Genomic DNA, 16438 nt, shown 5'->3' with positions numbered 1-16438 from the left:
GAGAATCACGTCCTCATGAGATCCGTGGCAGCGCCGCAAAGGGCAGCTGCTGGGTGCTCCCGGCCGGCTCGATGGTTTCGAGGGCGTGGAGTGCGGCGCCGAAGAGCCCGGCATTCGCTCCGAGCGGGGATATCCGTACGCGGGGTGCCGAGCGCCAGGCGAGGCTGTCCCGCAGCGTGCGGCGCACCGGTTCCAGCAGGTGCGTGCCTGCTCCGGTCATTCCTCCGGCCAGCACGATGAGTTGGTGATCGAGCAGGACGGTCGAAGTGACCAGAGCGCGCCCGAGGGCGTTCATGCCCTCCGCCCAGATGCGCTGTGCCACTTCGTGGTCGCCCAGCCGGGCGAGAACATCCTCTGCCCCGTTCGCCACTCCCCCGGCTGCCCGGTAGCGGCGCACCAGTGCGCCGGCGGCGGCATAGGCTTCGACGCAGCCTTGCTGCCCACAGGTGCATGGCTCACCGTCGGCGAACACCGGGATGTGCCCGAACTCTCCCGCGATTCCCTGGGCACCGTGCACGATCCTTCCACCGGTGACGATGCCTGCAGCGAGGCCGGTGCCCAGAACTACAACAAGCAGTTCGTCGACTCCGGCCCCGTGGCCGAGGCGGAGTTCCGCGAGACATGCGGCGCGTACGTCGTGCTGGAGGGTGACAGGAACCGTGAGTTGCTCCTGGACGGCGGGGGCGAGAGCAACATCTCGAAAGCCGAGATTCGCGGCGAAGTGCACGATGCCGGTCGTGCTGTTGACCAGGCCGGGCGCGCAGAGTCCGACTGCTGTCGTGTGCGGTCGTACGAGGGCGCGGGCGACAGCCGTGACGGCATCAACAACTGCCTGAGGGCCTTGCTGGACGGGGGTCGGGCGCCGCAGGATCTCCGCGACTCCTCCCTGGCGGTCGAGGCGGGCGGCCTTGATGGTGGTGCCGCCGAGATCGACGGCGACCACGCTCGCGTGCTGGTCCTTCGAGCCGCAACTGGTAGGGCTGGTCCGGGACGGTGAAGAAGTGGTCATGAGCCGTTCGTCATCATTTCTCGTACGGCGCCCCGGGCGGCCTCGGGGCCGTCCGCCCGAAGAGCACCGGCGGCCATCTGCTGGCACTGCTGACGCGTGAGGTCGGCAATCCGGTCCCGTACCGGAGCGATCGAACGGGCGGCCATGGAAAGGCTGTTGACGCCGAGACCGATGAGCACTGCGGCCAGCTGTGGATCGCTCGCGGCTTCTCCGCATACTCCGACAGGCCGTTTCAGTACGGCCGCCGCACTGCACACCCAGGCGATCAGATCGAGGACTGCGGGCTGCCAGGGATCCAGGAGTGCGGCGAGAGTGTGGGCGGTCCGGTCGGCGGCGAGGGTGTACTGCGCCAGATCGTTGGTGCCGATGCTGACGAAGTCGACATGGGGCAGGAGATCGCGTGCCCGCAGAGCCGCTGCGGGCACTTCGATCATGACACCGACGTCGGTGACACCATGGCTGCGGGCCAGACGGGCGAAGTGTGCGGCCTCCTGAGCCGTGGAGACCATGGGAGCCATGACCCGCATCTGCGCACCGACGTGCTTCTGGGCCAGTACGAGGGCCTTGAGCTGCGTCTCCAGGCTCTCGGGGAGGCCGGCCGCGACGCGGAGTCCGCGGACGCCCAACGCCGGGTTGTCTTCTGGTTGCAGCCCGAGGAACGGGAGCGGTTTGTCCGAGCCCGCGTCGAGCGTGCGTACCGTGACGGTGCGGCCTGTGAAGGGTGCGAACGCCTGGGTATAGACCTCCACCTGCTCATCGAGGGTCGGGGCCTCGCGCCGGTCCAGGAACATGAACTCGGTACGGAAGAGCCCCACCCCTTCGCTGTCTTCGGCCGCCGCCCGCCGAGCGTCTGCCGGCGTGCCGATGTTGGTGAGGAGGGCAACGGGGTGCCCGTCGCAAGTCCTGCCGTGGCCGCTGGTACGCCATTGGTGCCTCGCCTGCGCCTGTATCTGCTCCTGGACTTGGCGGCGGCGGGCGGCTGAGGGGTGGCCTTCGACAGTACCCGTGGAGCCGTCGACTATCACCGATGCGCCCTCCGACAGCACTGCGGCCTCGGCGCAGCCCACCACGGCCGGCAGTCCAAGACTCCTGGCGATGATGGCGGTGTGACTGGTCGGCCCTCCTCTCTCCGTGAGCAGTCCTACGACGTCGCTGTCGGCGAGACCGGCGGTGTCTGCGGGTGAGAGGTCCGCGGCGGTCAGGATGAAGGGATGACCCGGCTGGGGAAGTCCCGGCAGGGGCACGTTCAGCAGCACCGCGACCGCCCGGTTCCGGATGTCGCGCAGATCGGCCACCCGCTCGGCCATGTAGCCGCCGAGTTGTTCCAGCTGACGGCAGTAGCCGTCGACGGCGAGAGTCACGCTGTGTGCCGTGGGCACACCGTTGCCGATGTGTACGGCCACGGCCTTGATGAGTTCAGGGTCCCGGGCCATCGCCGCGCCGGCTTCCATGATGGTGCCCGCTGGGCCACCCGTTCCTGCGGGGCCACCCGTTCCTGCGGGGCCACCCGTTCCTGCGCGGGTCAGTTGCTCGGCGACGGCGGTCATGGCTTCCCGGACGCGCTGGACTTCATGGCCGTGGTCGGCGCCGGGGTCCTGGTCAGGGTCCGTCGTCACAGGGGGTGTCATGCGCATCAGCGGGGCACATGCCAGTCCGGGGCTCACGCCGCAGCCGTTGATGGTGAGGGGCGTGAGGGTCATGCGTCCAGCTCCGAACTCAGCATCTGGGCCAGTTCGTCCAGGACGGGCTCAGCGCCGTCGCCCTCCGCGGTGAGAGTGACCTGCTCGCCGAACTTCACTCCGAGGGTCATGATCGCCAGGAGGCTGCTCGCGGCGACCGGAGCCTTGCCGTGGACTTCGAGGGTCACCGCAACCGCGGTTCGGGATGCGGCTTGGGCGAAGGTTGCGGCGGGCCGGGCATGGAGGCCACTGCGGGTACCGAGGTGGACGACGCGCTGCGCCATGAAGAGAGTCCTTTCAAGGGAGTTGGGACGAGGACGTCAGGGCGCGGCCGGGATCTGGCGCTCTTCCTGCGTCTCTGCCGGTTCGTCCTCGCGACCTGGCGTGCGCAGGTTCCAGCGGCGGATGACGAAGCGGAAGAGCAGGTAGTAGACGACTGCGTAGGCGAGGCCTATGGGGATGAGAAGGACCGGGTTGGTGGCCTTGCCCCAGTTGAGGACGTAGTCGATGAGGCCTGCGGAGAAGGTGAAGCCGTCATGGATGCCGAGGGCGTTGACCAGTGCCAGTGAGGTACCGGTCAGGAGCGCGTGTACGACGAACAGTGGCCAGGCGACGAAGAGGAAGGAGAACTCGAGAGGCTCGGTGATACCGGTCAGGAAGGTCGTGAGCGCGCCGGAGAGCATGATGCCGCCCACGATCTTGCGCTTCTCGGGCCGGGCCTCGCGCCAGATGGCCAGGGCCGCGGCCGGCAGGGCGAACATCATGATCGGGAAGAACCCAGTCATGAAGATGCCTGCGTGAGGGTCGCCCGCGAAGAAGCGGTTGAGGTCGCCGTGGGCGTTGCCGTAGTCACCGAGGATGAACCACACCAGCGAGTTCAGAATGTGGTGCAGGCCAACGGGAATCAGCAGCCGGTTGGCAGCGCCGTAGATGCCGCCGCCGATAATGCTGTTGTCCGCGACGGCCTTTCCGACGGAGGTGAGTCCGTTGTTGAACACCGGGTAGACCAGGCTCATCAGGACCCCGACGACGAGGGCGGCCACGGCGGCGAGGATCGGGACCAGTCTGCGGCCGCTGAAGAAGCCGAGGTATGGCGGCAAGGTGGTCCGGTAGAAGCGCTGCCACAGGAACGCCGAGAGCAGCCCCATCACGATGCCGCCGAGCACCCCGTAGTTGACCAGAGCCTGCGCTCCGGCCGTGTCCTTCTGTCCTTCCAGCACGAAGGGCGACATGGCGGTGAACACGCCGTCCAGGACGAGGTAGCCCACGAGCGCGGCCACAGCTGTCGAGCCGTCCGCCTTCTTGGCGAAGCCGATCGCGATGCCCACGGCGAAGATCAGCGGCAGATGTGTGAAGAGAGCACCGCCCGCGGCGGATATCACCTTCGCCGCTTCCTCCATGCCGGAGAAGCGGCCCAGCACGTCGTCCTGGCCGAGCCGGAGGAGAAGCCCGGCAGCCGGGAGCGTGGCGATGGGCAGCATCAGGCTGCGGCCCAGTTTTTGCAGTCCCGCCAGGCCGGAGCGGCGGGCGGGTGCGGTGGAACTCGTACTCATGACGACCTCGATGCACGGGAGGGACTGAGGGAGCGGGATGAGCGGCCGTAGGCGGCCGGGAGCGGGAGATCCCCGAACCACTGGACAGGACCGGTAGTATCTGGTCATGACCAGTTGGCTGCCAGAATGGCCCGGCCCCAGGAGTTGTGTCAACCGTCACGACGAAGTCATGGACGTTCAGGGAAGGTGCATACTGGTTACTACCAGTTGCAGGAGTGATGGCAGAACGCCATCGGAGGATCAAGGGTGGGAATGGCATGGCCAAGCCGCAGCAGATCGCTTCGAATGGCATGGTGCCCAAGCACGCACAGTTGCGCGCCATTTTGGTCGACATGTGCACGAACCAGCTGTCGCCCGGGGATGCCCTTCCCAGCGAGCGCCAGCTCTGCATCGATCACGGCGTCAGCCGTGTGACCGTGCGCGAAGCCCTCAGTCAGCTGGTGGCCGAAGGCCTCGCGGTGCGCGTGCACGGCCGGGGTACGTTCGTGGCCGAGCGGGCTTACCGCTCCGAGCTGCGCCTGGCGTCCTTCCACGAGGACATGCGCAGGCTTGGGCTCGAACCGAGCACCGTGATCCTTTCCGTCAGCCGGGACACACCCGCGCCCGCCACGATCACAGCCCTGGAGCTCGCCCCCAACCAGGACGCCTGGCACGTGCGACGACTCCGGCTGGCCAACGGGACGCCGATCTCCGTGGACGACGCCTGGTACAACGCAGAACTTCTGCCGGACCTGGACGGCGTCGACTTCACGGCTTCGATCTACGAGACACTCGCCGTCCAGTACGGCTACCCGGTGGACCGCGCCGAGCAGATCGTGGGGGCCGGCCGCGCGCCCGCGGAAATCTCCACGCTGCTGGGCATGAGCAAGGGCGGTTCGGTCATGACCTTCGACCGCACCTCCTACAGCGGCAAGACACCGATCGAGCACACATATTCGTGGTTCCGTGCCGATCGGTACCAGCTCCATATGACGCTCGCCGATCGGTAGAGGTCCCGTAGCAGTCGCGGTACGGCCGGGCTGGGCGGACCCGGGATTGGCCGTGTGCGACAGGTTGTCATGCACACGACATTCAGCACGCGCGACCCGACCCTCGCATATTGCGCGACCCCTCCGCGGCAGGTACCTTCTGGTCATAACTGGTTATGACCAGCATGCGTCGCCCAGAGCGTCGACACGAGAGTGCGACCCCCGGTGAACGCCCCAGTGCGCTTCAGGTTCCCAACGCGAGGAGAACTCCCATGTCGAAAGCCCAGCAGATCGTGGACGGCCTCGGAGGGGCGGAAAATCTGCTCGACCTCGAGGCCTGCATTACGCGGCTTCGCACTGAGGTCAGGCACAGCGACGCCGTGGATGTAGCCGCGCTGAAGGCGTGTGGCGCCCACGGTGTACTCGTGTCGGGGAATGTCGTCCAGGTCGTCGTGGGGCCCGAGGCCGACACCCTCGCCGAGGACATCAAGGAACTGCTGTGACTCTCACCGTCCACTCTCCCCTGGCCGGCGAGATCACTGAGCTGCACCGAGTACCGGACGCCGTCTTCGCCTCCGAACTCGTCGGGTCCGGCCTGGCCGTGGACCCGGTGGGCACGGGCGGGCCGTGCGCCGCGCAGGCTCCCATCAGCGGAAAAATTGTGAAGCTGCATCCCCACGCCTTCGTGGTGCAGGCAGCAGACGGAACCGCGGTACTTGTGCACCTGGGCATCGACACGGTGCGCCTGGACGGGGAGGGCTTTCATCTCCACGTCTGCGAGGACGACAGCGTCGAAGTGGGTCAGCAGGTGATCACCTTTCACCCGGACACTGTTCGCGAGAAGGGCCTGTCCGCGATGTGCCCCGTGATCGTTCTGGGCTCCGAGCCGGGCTCGGCGAAGCCATGGGCCTCGGGGGACGCAACAGCCGGCTCGATCCTGTTCACCTGGCCGACCGCATGAGCGGCACCGACGCGGAAGCCGGCGCCGACATCCTGGCCATGGCCGACGCCGTCCTGCTGGACATGGACGGAACCCTCGTCCTGAGCGAAGCCGTACACCGCCAGTGCTGGCAGCTCTTCTTCGACTGCTGGGGTGTCGACGTCGCAGACACCGAGTACGAGGAACTGTTCATGGGACGCAGGCCGAGTGACGTGATCGTCCAAGTGGCCGGCCCGTGGTCCGGCTCCGATGTGACGAGCGCCGTCGGGCTCATGACTGAGCACGCGGTACAGCTCGTGAGCACCGTGCCCGTCGTGCCGGGCGCCGGAGAGTTGCTTCGCCGGCTGCACGGCCTCGGCATCCCGATCGCTGTGGTCACCAGCGCGGGCGCCGCGTGGGCCGAGCGGATTCTGACCGCCGTCCTGGGGGTGCGGCACCTGGTGGATGTCGTCATCACCGCGGAGGAAGTCACGGACGGAAAGCCGTCACCCGAGGGATACCTCAAGGCGTGCAGCGGGCTGCGCGTTCCTCCGGAGAGGTGCGTGGCCTTCGAGGACTCCCCCTCAGGCGTCCGCGCACTCATGGCCGCAGGTGTGCGGGACATCGTCGGCGTGACCACAACCACCGCTGGAGCAGACCTCATGCGGTTCGGCGCGCGCTGGACTCTGCCGGACCTCCTTCCTGACCGGGTCCTGCCCGCCCTCGGCCACAAACAGCACCAGGACATCAAGGAACAGGAGGTCGAAGCACCATGACACAGCTCGACGTTGCAGTAATCGGTGCCGGTTACATCGCACGCACCCATCTGCCCGCCTGGACCGGCCTGGGCGCCCGTATCCGACTCTTCGCCACGGACGGTCAAGTGGGGCCACTGGCCGATGAATTCGGCGCGACCCTGGCCACTTCGCTGCACGATGCCATCGCCGGCGCCGCAGTGGTCGACATCTGTACGCCCACCACCACGCACAGGGACATCGCACTGGAGGCCGCCGAAGCGGGGGCTCACATCCTGTGCGAAAAGCCCATGGCCTTGTGTGCCAGCGAGGCCCAGGACATGGCCGAGGCAGCCGCACGAGCCGGTGTTCAGCTGTACCCCGGTCACGTCGTACGGTTCTTCCCCGCCTACGTACGACTCCGTGCGGCAGTCCGCACAGGGCAGTTGGGGCAAGTGGCCGTTGCCCGGTTCACCCGCACCGGCAGATATCCGACCTGGAGCCCATGGTTCGCCGACACGTCCCAATCCGGCGGGATCCTGACGGACCAGATGCTTCACGACATGGACATCGCGCGCTGGCTCTTCGGTGACGTGGTCCGTATCCATGCCACACAGCGAGGCCATCTCACCGCGCCGGCTCCGGTGGCCACGGGCAGCGCCACCCTCACTCATGCCTCCGGCGTGATCTCGCAGGTCTCCGGCGTATGGGGGCCACCGGCGACGCCGTTCCGCTACACGTTCCACGTCGCAGGATCGAAGGGGACGATCTTCCACGACTCCCAGGCGCATCTCGGCCTGCGCGTGATCGGCGGGGGCGGCGGAGACGCAGCAGGTATCCCCACCGGCGACTTCGGCGAGGATCCTTTCGCCGTTCAAATCCGCGAGTTCGCTGCGGCGTTCCAGGGCGGGCCGCCGCCGCGGGTGGACGCCCTGGACGGGGTCGCGGCTGTCCGCATGGCCGAAGCCGCCCGCCTGTCCGCAGTCACCGGCAAGGCCGTCCAGATCGACGCTCCAGCCCTCCTGCTCACCGAAGGAATCACGTCATGAAGGTCGCCGTACTGTCCTTCGCCCATGTGCACGCCACCGCGTACATCGAGCTGCTCAGAGACTGGCAGGACGTCGAACTGATCACCTGTGATCCCGACGGCTCACCCGATGACCCCACACGCGGCAGCCGCCTTGCCCGCGCACTCGACGTGCCCTACACCGACAGCGTCGAGGAGGTCTTCACGCTCCGGCCCGACGCCGTCGTGATCACCAGCGAGAACGGCAAGCACAGAAGCCTGGTCGAGTGCGCGGCAGCCGCAGGCGCTCACATACTGTGCGAGAAGCCGCTGGCAACCACCGAGGACGACGCCCGGGCGATGATCGACGCCTGTGCGCGCGCCGGTGTAAGCCTCATGACGGCCTACCCCGTACGGTTCAGCCCCGCATTCGCCGCGCTTCGCCAGTCGCTGGCCGACGGATCGGTCGGGAATCTGCTCAGCGTCCAAGGGGTCAACAACTCGTCCGACCCTTCCCTGGAACGTGCCTGGTTCGCCCGGCCCGCCCTCTCCGGCGGCGGAGCGGTGGCCGACCATACGGTCCACATCGCCGACCTGATGGATGTACTGCTCGACGGCGAACAGCCGGCATGGGTGTACGCCCAGGCCAACAAGCTGCTTCAGCCCGACAATGACACCGCTGGCGTCGAAAGTGCGGGACTCGTCACCCTCGAATACCCCAGCGGAGTCGTCGCCACCGTGGACTGCAGCTGGAGCCACCCGGCTCAGCACCCCACCTGGGGCGGACTGACCATGACATGCGTCGGCGACCGTGCCATCGTCGAGTTCGACGCCTTCCCCCAACTCCTCGACGGATTCGACTCCACGCAGGGCAGCCCGCGCTGGGAACCTGGCGGCACAGACCTCAACCAGGCCATGCTCGAAGCCTTCCTCGATGCCGCCCGCACGGGCCGCCAGGCACAACCCGACGGCCAGTCCGGCCTACGCACGCTCCAGATCGTCGAGGCCGCTTACCGTTCACTTGCGACCGGTCAGCCTGTCGCCCTGCACTCGAGCAGCTGATCCTCGCCGCAAGTGCACCCTGGTCCACCGCCGCAGGACGAAGACCGCGTGCTGCGGCGCACCCATGCGCTGGGCTCCGGATCGTGCAACGGACCGTCAGGGCGCGGGGGAAGGGGTTGCCCAGAGATGGTGCAGTTCCGCCCAGTGGGTGACGCCGCCGGAGTGGACTACGGTGCCGTGCTGAGTCGCGACGGCGGTGACGATGCACATGCCGCGGCCGTGCTCATCGTGCAGCCCAGCTGTCCGCGGCTCGTCCACCGGCCCGCCGTCGGTGACTTCGATTCGGAGAATGCCGCGTCGGCTGGTCACTCTCAGAACAGCCGGTGGCAGTGCATGGCTGACGGCGTTGGTGACCAGTTCGGAGACGAGCAGGAGGGCATCGCCGACGACCTCCGGTGACACGTGCCAATGCGCGAGGAGCGCGTCGACACACCGGCGGGCATGCCCCACGTCGCGGGCGGCGTGGGCAACGGGGCACATGAACTCCTGGTCACGGGTATCACCCACGGGCTGTCCCGCGCCCTTGATGTTGGGCCCGACCTGGCGGTCCCCGTCGTGAGCTTCAGGCGCCGGCGGCATGAGGACTTCAGGGGGCGTCGTTGCGATAGCCGGTCCGTTGATTGCCATGACGACCTCTGTTTCCCGGAACTGTGCGTGTCGCCGGGCCTTGTTTCCGCGGCGGGAGCGCAGGTGGCTGTTGCTTGGCACTGGCATTACCTTGGATTACTGGTAATAACCAGTTATTACCAGAGTGAGCCTGGCGCCTGAGGATGTCAACAGCTGAATGACAGCGGGCATGCGTCGCACCCCGAACGCATTGATGGCGTTCGGGGATGGGGAACTGTGAGGCGACGGGGGGAGCGGATCCTTGAACATGCCCCGTCCGAGGCGGGACACGGTGAACCTGATCGATCGGCCCTTGGGCAGCTCCTGACGAGGAGGCCGGCGCCTGCTCCAGAAGGAGCGCCTACCGCCCGCAGGACACGTCAAACCGGTCGGGGTGGGACCCCGGACGCCTTACGAGAGCCGGTCGTGCGTGTTGGCCGGGTCTGCGCGGCGGCCCTCCGGAACAGGCCGGTCCGCGGTGTCGTCCCCCGCACCGTCGGACCCCACCGGGTTTGCGAAGATCTCGAGGAGCGGCGCGATGTCCCGATGCTCTTCCGCCGGATGACGGAACCTTCCTCCGATCAGGCGATACTTGTTTCGGCGGCCTTCGCGCGTGTGGGTCAGATACCCGGCCGCCTCCAGGTCGGAGACAACAGCCTGGACGGTCCGCTCAGTCAGCTCCAGAGCCTTGGCAAGATCGCGAATCCGGACCCACGGATCGCGTGCGATGGCCGAGAGCACACGCGCATGGCTGGTCAGGAACGTCCATGTGGTGCGGGGTGCTGGGGCTTCGTCCATGGCCCCATCGTACGTTCCCTTATGCACGCTTCGCACTACCCGAAATCAGATTCAGGTATCTATTGACGTGTCTCCCGGCGTGTCTCAGCATGGGGTCAGAGGGACATCTCGTTCGAGGGAGATGATCATGGCTTCCCCTTCAGGCGGCTTCGAGAGGCCCGGTTCGCACTCCTCGCACCGCATTGGCGGCCGGACCGACAGCAGCCGCCTCACAATCACCGTGACCGCGGCCGCCGGAGGCCGCGCCCGAGTCGTCGTGGTGGGCGAAATCGACCTGGACAGCGCGGCAGACCTGCGCCGGGTGCTCGCCGTCACCCTGCAAGCGTCCACAGGCCTCGAAATCGATCTCGCCAGGGTCGCCTTCTGCGACTGCTCCGGCTTGCACGTACTCATGGACGCCCGCTACGAGTCCCTGGCCTCGGGCCAGACCGTGGCCGTGATCGACGCCAGCCCCCGCGTGCGGAGGCTGCTGGGGCTGACCGGCACCCTCGACCTCCTTGCCATCACGACCAGCGACGACGCCAACGGCGATCCCCTGCCCGCCAGACGCAACCACCCACGCCAGCCACGGAGCGGCCGACCGCTTCTGGAGCGCGGCACCGATGATGGACGGCCTTGAAGGAGGTTGGCGATGGCCAACGACGGCGGCCTCAGGCTGCACATGGAGCGTGTCCTCCGCGCACCGCGCTCGGTCATTTTCCAGGCCTTGACCGAACCGGAGGAACTGGCCAAGTGGTGGGGCCCCGACGGGTTCAGCATTCCGAGTGTGGAAAGCGACCTCCGGCCGGGAGGTGACTATCGGATCGCCATGCAGCCACCGGAAGGCGATCTGTTCTACCTGGTGGGGGAATTCCTGGAGGTCGAACCTCCCCAACGCCTGTCCTACACCTTTCGGTGGGAGGATCCCGATCCTGAGGATCGGGAGACGGTGGTGACGCTGTCGCTTCGCGAAATCGGTGGTACGTCGTCCGAACTGATCCTCACTCAGGGCGACTTCGCCACTGAGCGGCGCCAAGTTCTCCACGACGAGGGCTGGACCCAGAGTCTCGACAAGTTGGAAGAGCTGATGTCGCCGACTGCCTCGCCCTAGGAACGTGCAGCAGGTCGACGATCACCGCGCACAGCTGCCGGTCAGCGGGTGTCTTCGCCGCCGCGCCCGGCCTCGGTCGACTCGACGCCCATACGCCTGCGGTCCTCCTCGCTCCACTTCCGGGTATCCCGCGGCGGAACATACGGCTCCTCGTGCACGGGGTGCCCGCCGAGGATCGCGCGTTCGCGGGACAGCTCGGCGTCGAACTCCAGCCCCAGCAGAATCGCCAGATTCGTGATCCAGAGCCACACCAGGAAAACGATCACTCCGGCCAGAGTGCCGTACGTCTTGTTGTACGAGGCGAAGTTCGCCACATACAGCGCGAAGCCGCCGGAGGCGATCATCCAGATCACCAGGGCAAGGAAGCTGCCGGGCGTGATCCACTTGAAGCCGCGCCCCTTGGCGTTCGGCGACGCCCAGTACAAGATCGCGATCATCACGGTGACGAGCACGATCAGGACCGGCCATTTCGCGATCGACCACACCGTCAAGGCCGTGTCCCCGATGCCCAGGGCAGTACCGATCTGGCGAGCCAGAGCACCCGTGAGCACCACGATGAGCACGCTGAGACATGCCATAAGCATCAGTACCACCGTCAGGGCCACCCGCAGCGGCCCCACCTTCCACACCGGTCGGCCTTCCGGCATGTCGTAGACGGCATTGGAGGAACGGATGAACGCCGCCACGTAGCCCGACGCGGACCACAGCGCACCAAGCAGAGCTACGACCGCCAGGACAGAGCCGGTTCCACTGCTCGCCTGCAGCTGCTCCACCGCACCCGTGATGACGTCTCGCGCTGAACCCGGCGTGAGCTGCTTGATGTTGTCCAGGACAGTCTGCGTCGCCGACTCCCCCGCGATGCCCAGAAGGGAAACCAACATCAGCAGCGCGGGGAACAGCGCCAGCACTCCGTAGTAGGTCAGCGCTGCCGCACGGTCGGCCAGCTCGTCTTCCTTGAACTCGCGGATCGTACGGCGCAGCACCGCCCCCCACGACCTCTTGGGCAGCTCGCTCGGCTCGTCCGGCGCCGTTGCCTCCACCTGCGGATCCGGGCCGGCCTCGTGGCTCTCGGCGTCCGCCGCCCGGCCTGCACGGCCGGGCCGGTCATCTCGGTCGCCCGCGGTCTTCTGTCGCCATGTCCCAGCCATGGAACACGAGTAACCGCAAAACCCGGGATGAATCATGTGATCCGTTACGAAAGGGCGCCTCTGTGGTCAGGGAGGCCGTACTGAACGATTCCCGCGGGGCAGAGATTGCGGCTCGAGGCGGCGTGTCGAACACGCTGTTCTGGATACCCAGACCTCCAATCCCCCGGGCCGGTCGCCTGGCAGCTGTCCCGCGAACTGCTGTACTCCGGCACCCGCGTCCTGTCCGGCATCGGCGACGTCAGGATCTGGCCCACCAGGATGCCCGGAACCGCCGACACCGTACGGCTGCACCTGGAGCCGAGCCACGCGTTCGCCCTCATCGAAGCGGACAGAGCCGGCTTGCGAAACTGGATCAGGCGAACCTTCGACCTCGTCCCGGCAGGCACCGAGTCGCGGCATATCGACTGGGACACACTCGCCCATCGCCTGCTGAGCGAGCGATGAGGAGCTGCCCGGGCTGACTTCACGAGCTGCCATCCCGCGGCTCGACCGCCACCGCGCCCCAGGCGAAACGGGCCGAGCCGACCGCCTCTGCGGTCGGCTCGGCCCACACACCGGCGCGTATGCGCGAGGTAAAACCCCGGGCAGGTCACTTTCTCACCGCGGCCCAATTCCCGAATCGCGTCATGCCGATTCGTCACTTGTGCTTACGGGCCTTTCCCTTGAGTTCCTCCGCCGTGCCCTTCACGGTGTCCTCGACCTCTCCGGCAGCCTGGCGGGTCTTACCCTCGACGCGGTCTCCGGCCCCCTTGAGACGAAGGTCGTCCTTGCCCGTTGCGCGTCCGACTTTTTCTTCGGCCTTACCCATTGTTTCCTGGGCCTTGCCGCGAATCTTCTTGCCCGCTGCCATGCAGATCAGCTCCTCGACCAAGTATCGCGTCCATTTGGTACGTTATGCGGCTACCTCGATCAGGAGCTCGCAAACGTCATTCGGCTTCGTATTCGCCATCCGTATGGTCTTCTCCGCAATCCGAAAGGGATACACTCGTCCAATCATCCGCATTAGCGCAGGTCAGACCGCTCTTCCAGGACCACCTCCGCCGGATTCTTGTCATCGCACAGACCGAGGAATCGCGGTGGCGCAGGAACCGCTACGGAGGGTCGAAGTCTTACGCCGTATATGGGACCTGATGTCTTCACTGCGCCTTCGGTGTCATCGCGCACATCCGCCCGGGGCCACTCCGGCATCGCCGCGCGCACCCGTCCGTCAGGTGTCAGACTCGTAGAACGGCTCCCGGAAGTTGCCGCGGGCCTTCCCCTCCCCTTCCCCCGTCCCGTGAGGGTGCACCATGACCTGGGCATCGTGGACCACCACCGGCATCTACGCAGGGTCCGGTGGCGTGCTCACCGACGAAGTCGGCGTCATTCGAGGTGACTTGACCGTCCACACCACTTGGTCCGACGGTCAGGCCCAGATCGCCGTTCAGTTCAGCGGCGCTTCGGATTGGTTCACCATGACCGGCAGCCCCGTACCGTGCCCGTCCGAAGAGGCCAGCCGCAGTCTGCACCAATCGATCGTCGAATCCGTGCGTGATCGGGAAGACGGCCCTGTTTCCCTCGGCCACGGGGCGGCCCCGTCGGCCTGAGCCGGCGGTGCCGGAGCATTGGTGAGGTGCGCCGTCTCCGCGTCGATGCCGGCCTGGTCCATCGCCTTCCTCAGCAGCCGCCCGGCCGGTCCCACGAAGGGTTCGCCCTGCTTGTCCTCCTGGTCGCCGGGCTGCTCGCCGACGAGGACAATGCGCGCCGACGGGCCGCCCTTGGCAAAGACGGTCTGGGTGGCGTTCGCGAACAGCGGGTAGCCCCGGCAGTCGGCTCATCCGGATACGGACGGATCCAGGCCGTGGAGATGCGATGAGCCGCCCGCCGGAGTGCCATGGAGAGAGCAGGAGGAGAGCCGCGGCGGCCTGACACCTCCCACGGTCACACCCGCCCGGCACCCTACGGAAGGAAGCCCCATGGCACGCGCGGCCGTGTTCGATGTCGACGGCACCCTGGTCGACACCAATCACCTTCACGTGACGGCCTGGTGGGAGGCGTTTCGGCAGGCGGGCCACACGGTGCCCATGCACGCCATCCACCGGGCGATCGGGCTGGCGTCCGACGACCTCATCGACCATCTGCTGGGAGACGATCGCGACCGCGGCCAGGACGGCACCATCGCCGCGGCGCACAAGGCGCTGTACGGGACGTACTTCGACCGGCTGCCTGCGTTTCAGGACGCGGGCAATCTCTTGCGCGCCCTGGCCGAGGGAGGCTGGACCGTCGTCCTGGCCACGTCCGCCAGTGGTACGGAACTCAAGGCGCTCCGGCGTGCCATCGACGCTGACGACGCCATCAGCGCCGGCGCCGGCGCCGACGATGTGGCGGCCGGGAAACCGGCGCCGGACCCTGTCGAGCATGCCCTGGAACTCGCCGGTGTCCCCGCGGACCGAGCAGTCTTCGTCGGCGACACCGTCTGGGACATACGGGCGGGCTCCAAGGCCGGCGTCGCGTGCGTGGGGGTGCTGTGCGGCGGCATTCCCCGCGGCGATCTGGAGCAGGCCGGAGCGGCCACGATCTTTCTTCATCCGTCCCATCTGCTTCAGTCGCTTGCCGACAGTCCCCTGGCCCATGCCTGACCTGCTCGGAACGGAGTCCTGGAGACGCCATGCCCGACCGCCTCCGGTCGCGTATCCAGGCTGGAGCCACTCTTCACGGCACGTGGAGTGCCGGGCGGAAGGCCACCGAGTGCCCCGCGAGGAAGTGCGACGCGGTGCGGCCCCACCCTCGTCGGCGCGATCGGGCTTCAGCCGGACGAGTGGCACAGGGTGGCTCTGACCATGCACTTTCCCTCTCTCACGGCCACGCCCGGCTTGCGAGCGCTCTCTGAGGGGCCAGAATGAAAGGCCCGGATCCGGGTACTCGGCCGCGAAGGAGCGGACGCCGGACGGACCGGGCGGTTTGTGATTCATCAATGCCCTGCCCGCCCCCGAGACCGGGACTCCGAGTGTGATGGACGAGAAGACGACAGAAAGCAGGGCGAGGGGCGTGACGTCCAGCCACGAAGTGTTCGGCGCGCCGTGCTGGATCTCTCTCATGACCCGCGATCAGGAGGCCGCGCAGTCGTTCTACGGTGCTGTGCTCGGCTGGCAGTTCCGGCGGGCTGCCAGGCTGGGTGACGAGTTCAGTCTCGCCATCCGCGACGGAACGCCCGTCGCCAGCATCGGCGCGCTCGCCCCGGCGTTGCAGATGCCCGTCGCCTGGACGGTCTACTTCGCCGTCGCGGATGTGGACGAGACCGCGGCACGGATCCGCGAACGCAGCGCCACCGTGGCGGTGGGCCCCCTCCGCTTTCCCGTAGGACGCGGTGCCCTCGCCGCCGACCGTGACGGCGCCGTGTTCGGCATCTGGGAAGGACAGCTCATCTCCGACTGGCAGACCTGGCGCAAGAAGGCCCCCGCGTGGCTGCGCCTGCGGACGCGCAACGCGTTCGAAGCCGCGATCTTCTACGGCGAGGTTCTCGACTGGGCCTCCGCCGACCGCCCCGGCTGCTGCGCGGTCGACTACGAGGGGGACGAAGTCGTACTGCGCCAGCACGGGCAGGTTCTCGCCCGGCTCAGCTCCGGCGCGGTCGACACCGCACCCGACCCGCTGATCCAGCCCCGCTGGCACGTCTACTTCCCGGTGGCCGACGTGGAGGAGACGATCGAGACGGCGCGTCTCAACGGCGGCTCCGTCCTGGGACAGGGCCCCGCCTCCTATGGCGTGGAGGCGACGCTGCGCGACCCCGACGGCGCGATGTTCACCGTGACGAGCCGACCCGCGAACGACTGAGCCCGCCGTCCGGCTGACCCCACGAAGGGCCTCGTCGAACTTCCACGATCCGG

At 67.4% G+C, this 16438-nt stretch carries 20 protein-coding genes and 1 pseudogene; 12 read left to right on the top strand and 9 right to left on the bottom strand.

Annotated features, from left to right (window positions below):
* Window positions 1–13: 13 nt before the first annotated feature.
* From OG729_RS37505 to OG729_RS37490, 4 genes are read right to left on the bottom strand one after another with little or no spacing between them, the layout of a single operon-like run.
* Window positions 14–1009 carry an ROK family protein gene (locus OG729_RS37505; protein ID WP_405810546.1) on the bottom strand — a complete coding sequence of 332 codons (996 nt, stop codon included), beginning with the start codon at window positions 1007–1009 and terminating at the stop codon, window positions 14–16.
* Window positions 1006–2709 carry a phosphoenolpyruvate--protein phosphotransferase gene (ptsP, locus tag OG729_RS37500; RefSeq protein ID WP_405810544.1) on the bottom strand — a complete coding sequence of 568 codons (1704 nt, stop codon included), beginning with the start codon at window positions 2707–2709 and terminating at the stop codon, window positions 1006–1008. The genes OG729_RS37505 and ptsP overlap by 4 nt, the downstream gene beginning before the upstream one ends.
* The gene (locus OG729_RS37495) at window positions 2706–2972 is read right to left on the bottom strand and encodes an HPr family phosphocarrier protein (protein WP_405810542.1); all 267 of its coding nucleotides are present in this window, start codon (window positions 2970–2972) and stop codon (window positions 2706–2708) included. The genes ptsP and OG729_RS37495 overlap by 4 nt, the downstream gene beginning before the upstream one ends.
* Before the next feature lie 36 nt (window positions 2973–3008).
* Complete coding sequence (locus OG729_RS37490; RefSeq protein WP_360876712.1) at window positions 3009–4241, bottom strand: PTS transporter subunit EIIC; 1233 nt, start codon at window positions 4239–4241, stop codon at window positions 3009–3011.
* Between the two features lie 257 nt (window positions 4242–4498).
* Between OG729_RS37490 and OG729_RS37485 the strand changes: the two genes are divergently transcribed.
* From OG729_RS37485 to OG729_RS37460, 6 genes are all read left to right on the top strand, one after another.
* The gene (locus OG729_RS37485) at window positions 4499–5230 is read left to right on the top strand and encodes a GntR family transcriptional regulator (protein ID WP_360876714.1); all 732 of its coding nucleotides are present in this window, start codon (window positions 4499–4501) and stop codon (window positions 5228–5230) included.
* 251 nt (window positions 5231–5481) lie between these two features.
* Complete coding sequence (locus OG729_RS37480; protein WP_360876717.1) at window positions 5482–5712, top strand: glucose PTS transporter subunit EIIB; 231 nt, start codon at window positions 5482–5484, stop codon at window positions 5710–5712.
* On the top strand, window positions 5709–6170 hold the full coding sequence (locus OG729_RS37475) for a PTS glucose transporter subunit IIA (RefSeq protein ID WP_405810541.1): 462 nt from the start codon (window positions 5709–5711) through the stop codon (window positions 6168–6170). The genes OG729_RS37480 and OG729_RS37475 overlap by 4 nt, the downstream gene beginning before the upstream one ends.
* On the top strand, window positions 6167–6904 hold the full coding sequence (locus OG729_RS37470; protein WP_360876723.1) for an HAD family phosphatase: 738 nt from the start codon (window positions 6167–6169) through the stop codon (window positions 6902–6904). Before OG729_RS37475 ends, OG729_RS37470 begins: the two co-directional genes overlap by 4 nt.
* Window positions 6901–7911 (top strand): Gfo/Idh/MocA family protein, encoded by a 1011-nt coding sequence (locus OG729_RS37465; RefSeq protein WP_405810539.1) that lies wholly within the window; start codon window positions 6901–6903, stop codon window positions 7909–7911. The genes OG729_RS37470 and OG729_RS37465 overlap by 4 nt, the downstream gene beginning before the upstream one ends.
* Window positions 7908–8930: a Gfo/Idh/MocA family protein gene (locus tag OG729_RS37460; RefSeq protein WP_405810538.1), complete on the top strand. Its 1023-nt coding sequence runs from the start codon at window positions 7908–7910 to the stop codon at window positions 8928–8930. Before OG729_RS37465 ends, OG729_RS37460 begins: the two co-directional genes overlap by 4 nt.
* 96 nt (window positions 8931–9026) lie before the next feature.
* Here OG729_RS37460 and OG729_RS37455 read toward each other — a convergent pair whose 3' ends face one another.
* Together OG729_RS37455 and OG729_RS37450 are read right to left on the bottom strand one after the other, a co-directional pair.
* The gene (locus tag OG729_RS37455) at window positions 9027–9437 is read right to left on the bottom strand and encodes an ATP-binding protein (protein ID WP_405810537.1); all 411 of its coding nucleotides are present in this window, start codon (window positions 9435–9437) and stop codon (window positions 9027–9029) included.
* A gap of 510 nt (window positions 9438–9947) precedes the next feature.
* Window positions 9948–10334 (bottom strand): helix-turn-helix transcriptional regulator, encoded by a 387-nt coding sequence (locus OG729_RS37450; RefSeq protein ID WP_405810536.1) that lies wholly within the window; start codon window positions 10332–10334, stop codon window positions 9948–9950.
* A gap of 127 nt (window positions 10335–10461) precedes the next feature.
* Between OG729_RS37450 and OG729_RS37445 the strand changes: the two genes are divergently transcribed.
* On the top strand, window positions 10462–10953 hold the full coding sequence (locus OG729_RS37445) for an STAS domain-containing protein (protein WP_405810535.1): 492 nt from the start codon (window positions 10462–10464) through the stop codon (window positions 10951–10953).
* A gap of 12 nt (window positions 10954–10965) precedes the next feature.
* The gene (locus tag OG729_RS37440) at window positions 10966–11424 is read left to right on the top strand and encodes an SRPBCC domain-containing protein (protein WP_405810533.1); all 459 of its coding nucleotides are present in this window, start codon (window positions 10966–10968) and stop codon (window positions 11422–11424) included.
* A gap of 41 nt (window positions 11425–11465) precedes the next feature.
* Here the strand turns inward: OG729_RS37440 and OG729_RS37435 are convergent, their stop codons facing one another.
* Window positions 11466–12572, bottom strand: a complete 1107-nt coding sequence (locus OG729_RS37435; RefSeq protein WP_405810532.1) for a YihY/virulence factor BrkB family protein — start codon at window positions 12570–12572, stop codon at window positions 11466–11468.
* A gap of 105 nt (window positions 12573–12677) precedes the next feature.
* On the opposite strand from OG729_RS37435, the gene OG729_RS37430 reads away from it, so the two are divergent.
* Entirely contained in the window at window positions 12678–13016 is a 339-nt protein-coding gene (locus OG729_RS37430; RefSeq protein WP_405810530.1) for an SsgA family sporulation/cell division regulator, read from the top strand.
* A gap of 193 nt (window positions 13017–13209) precedes the next feature.
* On the opposite strand, the gene OG729_RS37425 is transcribed toward OG729_RS37430, so the two are convergent.
* Entirely contained in the window at window positions 13210–13443 is a 234-nt protein-coding gene (locus tag OG729_RS37425; protein WP_405810528.1) for a CsbD family protein, read from the bottom strand.
* A 418-nt stretch (window positions 13444–13861) separates the two neighbouring features.
* Here OG729_RS37425 and OG729_RS37420 point away from each other — a divergent pair, with 418 nt between their 5' ends.
* Window positions 13862–14158 (top strand): hypothetical protein, encoded by a 297-nt coding sequence (locus OG729_RS37420; protein WP_360876752.1) that lies wholly within the window; start codon window positions 13862–13864, stop codon window positions 14156–14158.
* A 14-nt stretch (window positions 14159–14172) separates the two neighbouring features.
* Here OG729_RS37420 and OG729_RS37415 read toward each other — a convergent pair.
* Window positions 14173–14385 (bottom strand): annotated as a pseudogene (locus tag OG729_RS37415) (uracil-DNA glycosylase family protein); the annotation flags it as partial.
* Between the two features lie 142 nt (window positions 14386–14527).
* Between OG729_RS37415 and OG729_RS37410 the strand changes: the two are divergent.
* Both OG729_RS37410 and OG729_RS37405 read left to right on the top strand, forming a co-directional pair.
* Window positions 14528–15190, top strand: a complete 663-nt coding sequence (locus tag OG729_RS37410; RefSeq protein WP_405810526.1) for an HAD family hydrolase — start codon at window positions 14528–14530, stop codon at window positions 15188–15190.
* A gap of 373 nt (window positions 15191–15563) precedes the next feature.
* The gene (locus OG729_RS37405; protein WP_360876758.1) at window positions 15564–16385 is read left to right on the top strand and encodes a VOC family protein; all 822 of its coding nucleotides are present in this window, start codon (window positions 15564–15566) and stop codon (window positions 16383–16385) included.
* The last annotated feature ends 53 nt before the right edge of the window (window positions 16386–16438 follow it).

This window comes from Streptomyces sp. NBC_00210 (genome assembly GCF_045160975.1).
GTDB lineage: Bacteria > Actinomycetota > Actinomycetes > Streptomycetales > Streptomycetaceae > Streptomyces.
The sequence above is the reverse complement of the archived record's forward strand: the minus strand, read 5'-3'. Positions and strand labels throughout refer to the sequence as shown.

Bases quoted from the DNA above. Each gene is read 5' to 3' on its own strand.
- OG729_RS37505 (WP_405810546.1), bottom strand. From the start codon at position 1,009: ATGACCACTTCTTCACCGTCCCGGACCAGCCCTACCAGTTGCGGCTCG.
- ptsP (WP_405810544.1), bottom strand. From the start codon at position 2,709: ATGACCCTCACGCCCCTCACCATCAACGGCTGCGGCGTGAGCCCCGGA.
- OG729_RS37495 (WP_405810542.1), bottom strand. From the start codon at position 2,972: ATGGCGCAGCGCGTCGTCCACCTCGGTACCCGCAGTGGCCTCCATGCC.
- OG729_RS37490 (WP_360876712.1), bottom strand. From the start codon at position 4,241: ATGAGTACGAGTTCCACCGCACCCGCCCGCCGCTCCGGCCTGGCGGGA.
- OG729_RS37485 (WP_360876714.1), top strand. From the start codon at position 4,499: ATGGCCAAGCCGCAGCAGATCGCTTCGAATGGCATGGTGCCCAAGCAC.
- OG729_RS37480 (WP_360876717.1), top strand. From the start codon at position 5,482: ATGTCGAAAGCCCAGCAGATCGTGGACGGCCTCGGAGGGGCGGAAAAT.
- OG729_RS37470 (WP_360876723.1), top strand. From the start codon at position 6,167: ATGAGCGGCACCGACGCGGAAGCCGGCGCCGACATCCTGGCCATGGCC.
- OG729_RS37465 (WP_405810539.1), top strand. From the start codon at position 6,901: ATGACACAGCTCGACGTTGCAGTAATCGGTGCCGGTTACATCGCACGC.
- OG729_RS37460 (WP_405810538.1), top strand. From the start codon at position 7,908: ATGAAGGTCGCCGTACTGTCCTTCGCCCATGTGCACGCCACCGCGTAC.
- OG729_RS37450 (WP_405810536.1), bottom strand. From the start codon at position 10,334: ATGGACGAAGCCCCAGCACCCCGCACCACATGGACGTTCCTGACCAGC.
- OG729_RS37445 (WP_405810535.1), top strand. From the start codon at position 10,462: ATGGCTTCCCCTTCAGGCGGCTTCGAGAGGCCCGGTTCGCACTCCTCG.
- OG729_RS37440 (WP_405810533.1), top strand. From the start codon at position 10,966: ATGGCCAACGACGGCGGCCTCAGGCTGCACATGGAGCGTGTCCTCCGC.
- OG729_RS37435 (WP_405810532.1), bottom strand. From the start codon at position 12,572: ATGGCTGGGACATGGCGACAGAAGACCGCGGGCGACCGAGATGACCGG.
- OG729_RS37420 (WP_360876752.1), top strand. From the start codon at position 13,862: ATGACCTGGGCATCGTGGACCACCACCGGCATCTACGCAGGGTCCGGT.
- OG729_RS37410 (WP_405810526.1), top strand. From the start codon at position 14,528: ATGGCACGCGCGGCCGTGTTCGATGTCGACGGCACCCTGGTCGACACC.
- OG729_RS37405 (WP_360876758.1), top strand. From the start codon at position 15,564: ATGGACGAGAAGACGACAGAAAGCAGGGCGAGGGGCGTGACGTCCAGC.